General features: G+C 49.5%; 8 protein-coding genes. 2 read left to right on the forward strand and 6 right to left on the reverse strand.

Annotated elements, in window-relative coordinates; translation table 11 throughout:
- Nucleotides 1-152 precede the first annotated feature (152 nt).
- The 6 genes from J4G07_20945 to J4G07_20970 form a co-directional block, all read right to left on the reverse strand.
- Nucleotides 153-1,637, reverse strand: a complete 1,485-nt coding sequence (locus tag J4G07_20945; GenBank protein ID MCE2416454.1) for an Nramp family divalent metal transporter — start codon at nucleotides 1,635-1,637, stop codon at nucleotides 153-155.
- Between the two features lie 61 nt (nucleotides 1,638-1,698).
- Entirely contained in the window at nucleotides 1,699-2,433 is a 735-nt protein-coding gene (locus tag J4G07_20950; GenBank protein ID MCE2416455.1) for a ThuA domain-containing protein, read from the reverse strand.
- A 73-nt stretch (nucleotides 2,434-2,506) separates the two neighbouring features.
- Complete coding sequence (locus J4G07_20955; protein MCE2416456.1) at nucleotides 2,507-2,908, reverse strand: hypothetical protein; 402 nt, start codon at nucleotides 2,906-2,908, stop codon at nucleotides 2,507-2,509.
- Entirely contained in the window at nucleotides 2,905-3,243 is a 339-nt protein-coding gene (locus tag J4G07_20960; GenBank protein ID MCE2416457.1) for a type II toxin-antitoxin system RelE/ParE family toxin, read from the reverse strand. The genes J4G07_20955 and J4G07_20960 overlap by 4 nt, the downstream gene beginning before the upstream one ends.
- 31 nt (nucleotides 3,244-3,274) lie before the next feature.
- Nucleotides 3,275-4,468, reverse strand: a complete 1,194-nt coding sequence (locus tag J4G07_20965; protein ID MCE2416458.1) for a trans-2-enoyl-CoA reductase family protein — start codon at nucleotides 4,466-4,468, stop codon at nucleotides 3,275-3,277.
- 129 nt (nucleotides 4,469-4,597) lie between these two features.
- Nucleotides 4,598-5,059, reverse strand: a complete 462-nt coding sequence (locus J4G07_20970) for a RidA family protein (GenBank protein ID MCE2416459.1) — start codon at nucleotides 5,057-5,059, stop codon at nucleotides 4,598-4,600.
- Nucleotides 5,060-5,476: 417 nt separating this feature from the next.
- On the opposite strand from J4G07_20970, the gene J4G07_20975 reads away from it, so the two are divergent.
- Nucleotides 5,477-6,499 carry a zinc-binding dehydrogenase gene (locus J4G07_20975; GenBank protein ID MCE2416460.1) on the forward strand — a complete coding sequence of 341 codons (1,023 nt, stop codon included), beginning with the start codon at nucleotides 5,477-5,479 and terminating at the stop codon, nucleotides 6,497-6,499.
- Nucleotides 6,500-6,502: 3 nt separating this feature from the next.
- Nucleotides 6,503-7,894: a sulfatase gene (locus tag J4G07_20980; GenBank protein ID MCE2416461.1), complete on the forward strand. Its 1,392-nt coding sequence runs from the start codon at nucleotides 6,503-6,505 to the stop codon at nucleotides 7,892-7,894.
- Nucleotides 7,895-8,056: the final 162 nt, after the last annotated feature.

Raw genomic sequence — 8,056 nt, forward strand, 5'->3', positions numbered from 1 at the left:
TATACCTTGCGGAGAAACGACGTGGATTAGAACTTTCGCAGCACTCGCTTATATCCGTCCTCCACTTCGTTACGGACTATGGGTTGTGTATAAACCAAGGACCTGTGCGCAATGGAATCAAACGCAACTTAGGCAACCATAAATTACGAACCTTAATTACCAATGAACAGTTTGACGAACAAACCCCAACCACTAATCCCGGCAAATGTAATAAGCACAGCGGCGGAAATCAGAGCACCGACGAACATGAACGGACGCGTCCGATAAGCGGCAGGCAGTTTCGCGTTGAGATACAGAGCTGCAAGCATCATCAAAGCGATCGAAAAATTCGCCAAAATAAAGCCTGCGATTTGTGTCAAGATGTCGAACGGAATGTTTGACCAGATGAGCACCATCGTCGTAAGGAAAATATAGAGACAGACCCATCTGCGCAGCATATCGTAGTTCCATTCACGTTGGGGCCAGATTGCTTGGAAGAACTCTTGCATCACGCGTGCGTAAATCTCTGGTAGTGCCTGTAGCGTTCCCCACAGCGCGACGACAATACAGATGTAATATACCCATACAAGTGAGGCATGAATATTTTTCCAGACACTCGCTTGATCGGTCAGGAGGCTCCATCCTTCAAAAGTGCTTTGCATTCCATACAGGACAGCAGCACCTGAGATCATGAACGCACCCGTCACGATAAAGAGGACTATCGCGCCCATACCGATATCCCACCGGAGGGGTGCAAGGATTTTTCGGAGTTGGCTGATCTGCTCAGGTTGCTCAGGGAGATAATCAATTCTATCACGATTGGAGGCACGCTGACGGATAGCGTCAATGTTCCGATGTGATGTCATCCCCCATCGGTGCATACTCACCCAATTTGCGTAAACAACGTATCCCATTACAGAACCACCGACGTACCCAAAGGCAGTCGCCATTGTCAATAAAGGGTTTTCAACCGCATCTTTGGGTGCCCATTCAGGGAATTCTGGCAGATATCCGAAACGGAGACTCCCCACGAGTGCCTTACCAAAGTCGGGACGCACCATGAGTGTGCCAATAATCGTTCCGACCACAAGAATGAGGCAGATAATGAGTTGCTGTTTTTCCAGTCTTTCAAAGGAGATACGTAAACCGAAAAGGAGTGCGAGGGTGATGAAACAGGACGTGATGAGGTTTTCCCAAACGAGTTGCGAGATACCTGAAGACAGCGTATCCCTGAACAGAAAATGGAGCAGGGCACCACAGGGTTTGGCGATCGGCACCCATGCCAAAGGCGCGCCTATCATTTCAAGCAGGACAATCGCAATGAGGAGCCAGCCGCGCGGTCCAGGTAACTTGGCGAGCCGCTGCCCGATATATTCACCGCTAACCGCGGTATAGCGACCGAGCAGATAAGTGACAAAAACACCTTTGACGACGCAGCTGAGCAGCACAAGCCAGAGCAAGTTATATCCTGCCCACGCCCCTGCCCGGACGACAACAATCGTTTCGCCTGCCCCGATACTCACTGAGGCAACAATCGCGGCGGGTCCAAACACCGATGCAAGCGCGATAATCTTTTTCAGGGACCATGGTTCGGTATACGGACCGGTGGCGGCTGGAATGTCGACAGGCTCAGGTGTTTGTGTCTCTTCTGTTTGCATGAAAGGTTCCTATAACAACGAGCGGGCTTCAGAGAAGCCCGCGCAATGCTACGTTGGACGTCTATTCTTCTTCTATGGGTTCTAAGGGTTTTGCGTTGCCAAAGACAGGAGTCGGTGCGTTACCGGGTGCTGCCCATCGAGAGGCATTCGCAATAACCTGCCGAACGTTCTCGTCGTAATAGATCGGGTAGGTCTCATGCCCGGGACGGAAATAGAAGATTTTCCCTCTGCCGCGATAATAACAACATCCACTTCGGAAAACTTCGCCGCCGGGGAACCAACTGACCAAAACGAGTGTATCGGGTTCAGGAATATCAAACGGCTCGCCATACATTTCGGCGTGTTCAATTTCAAAGTATTCGCCCAAACCTTCAACAATCGGGTGTCCGTGCTCAATGACCCAGAGACGTTCCTTTTCACCCGCCTCACGCCATTTGAGACTACAGGATGTGCCCATCAAACCGGTAAAAGGCTTAGAATAGTGCGCGGAATGCAGGACAATGAGTCCCATACCGTCCAAAACACGTGCGCGAACCTTAGCAGCAATCGCATCTTCAACTGCATTATGCGCGGCATGTCCCCACCAGATGAGAACATCGGTGCTTTCGAGTACGTCATCGGTCAAGCCGTGTTCGGGTTCATCCAGCGTTGCGCTTTGAACTTTAAAACCACCGGCTTTGTCGAGTCCATCTGCAATTGCGGCATGAATGCCATTCGGATAAAGACCACGAATGAACTCGTTTGTTTTTTCGTGTCTAAATTCATTCCAGACGGTAACCTGAATTGGTTGCGTCATAAGTTTCTCCTTTATAATAGTTATGAGTTTTCAGTTGTCGGTTAAAAGGTCTTTACGTAACAATTCATACAATTCATCTTTTTTCTACTACAACTTCAGAACTGGGGTTTGATAGTTCTGATGACACAATTGACGTCTCTCCTGCCACGGGTTCGGCATTACATTCTGTTGCTTCTAACGGTTGAATCGAGAGCCGGCATCCGAGGGCAGTCAAAACCGTACTGAACATATCAAGCCGCGGTGCCGCGTCGCTAGTGAGCATTTCTGAGAGAACTGCGGGTTCAATATCAGTTCTCTTAGCAAGTTTGGCTATCCCGCCTTGTGCTTCTAAAACGGTCCGGATCTCGGAAAGAAAAAAGGGCATATCCCCATCAACTTGATATTCTTCTAATGTCACTTGAAGATAGTTAATCGCCGCTGTCCGGTCAGCAAGTTGTTCCATTTGGAAATCGCGCAAAGTTCGATACTCACTCATCGTTGTATCTCCTTGTATTGTAACCAATAAGTTTTTGCACGTGTAATGTCCCGCGTCTGCGACGATTTGTCCCCGCCACAGAGTATAAGAACAACCGTGTCATCTACCTCACCAAAATAGATGCGATAACCGGCAGCGAACTGAAGACGCAATTCAAACACACCGCTACCAACAGAACGACAATCACCAAAATTGCCGAGACCAAGCCGCACAAGCCGTTTCTGAATTCTACTCTGCGTCCATGGGTCTTGAATTGCATTGTACCATTCAGCGAAAGGCTCACGTCCGTTTGGCATTCGGTAGAATTGTAGTTCCCTCGGTTGCACATCTCGCATTCAGATATTAATCTCCGCAGCCAGTCATTTCCTAAAACGTTAATTCTGTCTCGACTGCGTCATCGTAGTCCACGCCTTCAACCTCAAAGCCGAACAGGTTTCGGAAGCGTCGCCTGAAATCTGCGTAATCCGAGAGTTCATGAAAATTGTCGGTGTCAATTTGTCCCCAACGCTCGGTTACCGCGTCGGTTACTTCAGGCTGTAACTCACGGTCATCGAGACGAATGTAGCGTTCGCTGTCGAGTTGCGGTTGGAGTCCAGGTCCGAGATGTTCTAAGAAAAGGCGTCGCATTTGTCCAATCGGTGCTTCATTGATGCCCTTGACATTCATAATGTCATAAAGGATACTGACATAGAGCGGCACGACAGGAATCGCCGCGGAGGCTTGTGTAACGACGGCTTTGTTCACCGAGATATAGGCATTGCCGCCGAGTTGATTTGCGAGCCGTTCGTCAAGTGCATCCACACGCGCCTTGAGATCGTCCTTCGCTCTACCGATAGTCCCGTCTCGGTAAATGGGCCATGTCAAGGAACTCCCGATATAAGTATAGGCAACAACTGTGACCGCTGGTGCGAGCAATTCCGCTTCTGCCAATGCGTCAATCCACATCTCTAAGTCTTCGCCGCCCATCACAGCGATCGTGTCAGTGATCTCCTCTTCACTTGCCGGATCAATGGTAACAGATGTAACAACCTCCCGATTCAAGTCGATGGTTTTTCCTGTATACGACTCGCCAATCGGTTTCAGTTGAGATTGATGTGAGACCCCGGTTTTCGGGTGTATACGTCGCGGTGCGGCGATACTGTAGACAAGGATATCTATTTTCCCGAAGTCCGCTTTGAGTCGGGCAATCGCATCCGCCTTCATCTCATCGGAAAACGCATCTCCGTTGAGACTCTCCGCGAAAAACCCGTCCGCTGTCGCCTGTCGGTGGAGAGCAGCAGTATTATAGTAACCTGCTGTTGCGGTGCGTCTGCTATCAGCGGGTCGTTCATAAAGAAGCCCAAGCGTTTTCGCACCGTAAGCCCATGTTAAAGCAATCCGAGAAGCGAGTCCATAGCCCGTTGATGCCCCGATGACAAGGGCATTCATATCTGTCTCTTTGTAGGGAATGCCCTGCTTAATCTCATCTATCTGATTAAGGACATTTGCATGACACCCAGCGGGATGGGCATTGGTACATATAAACCCGCGGATCCGAGGTTTAACAATTTGAACTGCCATTTTTAACTTTCCTTGCGGCGTAATAAGCGTGGTTTCATGCTTGGAGTATTCTTCTCCCGAGTCGCCCTCCACTTCGTTTCGGGCTGCGCTTCCGTGCTCATAATACCGATTTTAAGTTTCCTCAAGAGATTAGCCTTCAATTTCGACAACCATCTCGATTTCGACAGGAATCCCACCGGGTAATTGGACCATGCCGACTGCGGAGCGTGCATGTCTACCTTTATCCCCGAACACCTCGACCAAAAAGTCGGATGCACCATTAACAACCGCGGGCTGGTCGATGAAGTCAGGTGCCGAATTGACGAACCCAAGCACTTTAATGACACGCTTGATTCTGTCCAAATCACCGAGTGCGTGTTTGAGTGTACTCAATAAGCAGATCGCCACTTGACGTGCCGAAGCATAGCCTTCCTCGATTGTCGCATCGGTCCCGAGTTGGCTTTTATAGATTGGACCTTCGCCAGTTCCGGGACCGTGTCCAGAGGTAAAGACGAGATTGCCGGTTTGCACCGTCGTGACGTAATTCGCTACGGGAACCGCGGGTTCTGGCAATTCCACACCTAATTCTTCGAGTCGTTGTTCTATTTTCATTTGATTTGTCCCTTTATAAATAGATTAAATCCTAACATGCCGCAAACACGGCACATCTGATATGGCTTGCAAGTCAATACTCGCTGTGAGTGTTTATATTCGCCTCTATAATTAAACAGGTTTTCGCCAATTTTGTCAAGCAAAGTTTTGGATAATTGTCAGTCGTTGGTAACGAATTGTCAGAATCAGGATTCACAGGATTCAAGGATTTTCAGGATACGTTGGGGTCAGCGGCATGGTCAGGAGAAGTTGCAAAATATGATTTGGGGCGGGATTTGGAAATCCCTCCTACAGGAATCGGGAATACCTCTAATTATGATAACCGACAATTTGCTTTATAGCGTAATTTATGCTAAAATGCGCGAAGGTTTAACTGAAATATTCCTATACCTTTGGGAAAAAATATAAGGAGCAACTATGAAAGTCGCAGCAATCTTAGGTGAAAATCAAGCAGGACTCGTCGAAGTACCAGATCCGATGCCGAAAGAGGACTGGGTCGTTGTAAAAATCCACGCATCACCGATGTGTAATGAATACCACGCTTTTGAGTATGGACATAAAACCGACGGACTTGGACACGAAGCCGCGGGCGAGGTTGTCGACATCGCCCAGCCCGGAAAAGTGGAGATCGGCGACCGCGTGGTTGTCATGCCACAATATCCGTGCGGGAAGTGCGTGCTTTGCACCGACGGTGACTACATCCACTGCGAAAACAACTACAATTTTGAGGAATTCGTCGGCTCCCCTTACGGGAGTGCGACAATGGCCCAGTATATTCTCAAGCCCTCTTGGTTGCTCCCAAAGATTCCAGACACCGTCTCTTATGAACACGCCTCCCTTGCGTGTTGCGCCTTGGGTCCGTCGTATCGAGCGTTTGACGAGATGGGCGTTAATGCGACACATACCGTGCTGATTACCGGTATCGGTCCTGTCGGATTCGGAGCGATTACCAACGCTCGGTTCCGTGGTGCCAAAGTCATTGCTGCAGAACTGATCCCGTGGCGCGCCGAACGCGCAAGACAGATGGGGGTCGAAGCGGTCATCAATCCAACCGATGAAGATGCCGTAGATCAGATTCGGGATATCACTACGGACGGGCGCGGTGTGGACTTTGCGCTCGACTGCTCAGGAAACGTTCAAGCGCACAGACTCTGTATTGATGCGACGCGTCGGCGAGGCACGATTGCGTTCGTCGGACAGAGTGGCAGAAACGACACCGTCCTTCATGTGAGTCCAGATCTCATTGGTAAAGGGTTGCGTCTCGCTGGGGCATGGCACTACAATCTGAGCCAATTTCCTGGATTGATGAAGGTTATCGAAGGCTCATCACTCCTCGACTTGCTCATCAGCAATGTCTTCCCGATGAGCGAGATTCAGCAAGCATTTGAAACCTCTGCATCCCACGAAAGCTCGAAGATTATCCTGAAACCCTGGGAATAAGTCATGCCTACAAATAAGCCGAATATACTTCTCATTGTATCCGATGACCATGCGGCACCAGCGATTAGTTGCTATGGAAGCAATATGAATAGCACACCGAATATCGACCGAATCGGTGATGGTGGGATGCGATTCAACAACTGTTTCTGCACGAACGCAATCTGCACACCGGCACGCGGTTCCATTCTCACAGGAAAATACAGCCATAAGACCGGTATCAAAACCCTCGCGGACACAATTGACCACACGCGGGAACAGACAGTCGCACAGATGCTGCATGAAGACGGGTATCAGACGGCGATTGCCGGGAAGTGGCATCTCGGACACGGTGATGTCAGCGATCCGCACGGATTCGATTACTGGAACGTGTTTCCTGTCCAAGGCGCGCACATCGATCCCGAAATGATCGAGATGGGGGAACGGAAAAAATTTAATGGATACTCCGCGGACATCGTGACAGATAGTTCACTGAACTGGCTACAAAGCAGAGAGACGGATCAGCCGTTTTTTCTGATGACGACCTACAAAGCAACACACGATCCATTTTTTCCGAATCCAAAGCATCAGCATCTCTATACGGAGGAAATTCCTGAACCACCGACTTTCAACGATGTCTACGAAAATCGGGCAGCGGCGGCTGCGATGAACACAGCCCAAGTGGGTATGATGCACCGGAAAAACCATCTGCCGGAACCGACACCTGAAGGTCTCGAAGGCGATGCTTTGAAACGATGGAACTATCAGTGCTACATGCAGAATTATCTGCGCTGTGCTCACGCTATTGACGAGAACGTCGGACGATTGCTCAATTATCTGGATGCGGAAGGTCTTGCGGAAGATACCATTGTCATCTATTCTGCAGATCACGGATTCTTTTTAGGCGATCACGGATGGTATGACAAACGGTTCATGTATGAGGCATCGATGCGGATTCCGTTGCTCGTCCGGTATCCACGTGAAATCCAAGCGGCGGGTGTGAGTGAACAAATCACACTGAACGTTGACTTCGCACCGACACTCCTCGACTACGCAGGCATAGCAATTCCAAGCAACATACAAGGACGTAGCCTCCGAACATCGTTGGAAGGTGAAACGCCAGCGGATTGGCGGACATCCATGTATTACCGGTATTGGATGCACCTTGCGCACTTCAATATCCCCGCGCACTACGGTGTGCGGACGGAACGGTATAAACTCATTTACTATTACGGCGAGGCATTGGGGTCAGGCGGTGCAATCGACCGCGCGACACCACCAGAATGGGAACTGTTTGATTTGGAGAAGGATCCGCATGAGATGCACAATGTTTATGCAGATCCGGCGTATGCGGGGGTTGTAGCGGAATTGAAAGCGGAATTGGAACGGTTGCGAGATGAATTGGGGGATTATGAGTAGCGTTAGAAATCAAGCGTTTGTAGTAGGACAATTTATTGCCCGTTAGCATATCTTAAGAACGTGCGATGAATCGCACTACTACAAACGACCTTATTCGTCAACATCGCGTTTTTACGATGAAATGTTCAATACTGGTTATCTATCGTCCTTTAACCGTCCCCA

The sequence above is a fragment of the Candidatus Poribacteria bacterium genome (assembly GCA_021295715.1).
GTDB lineage: Bacteria > Poribacteria > WGA-4E > WGA-4E > WGA-3G > WGA-3G.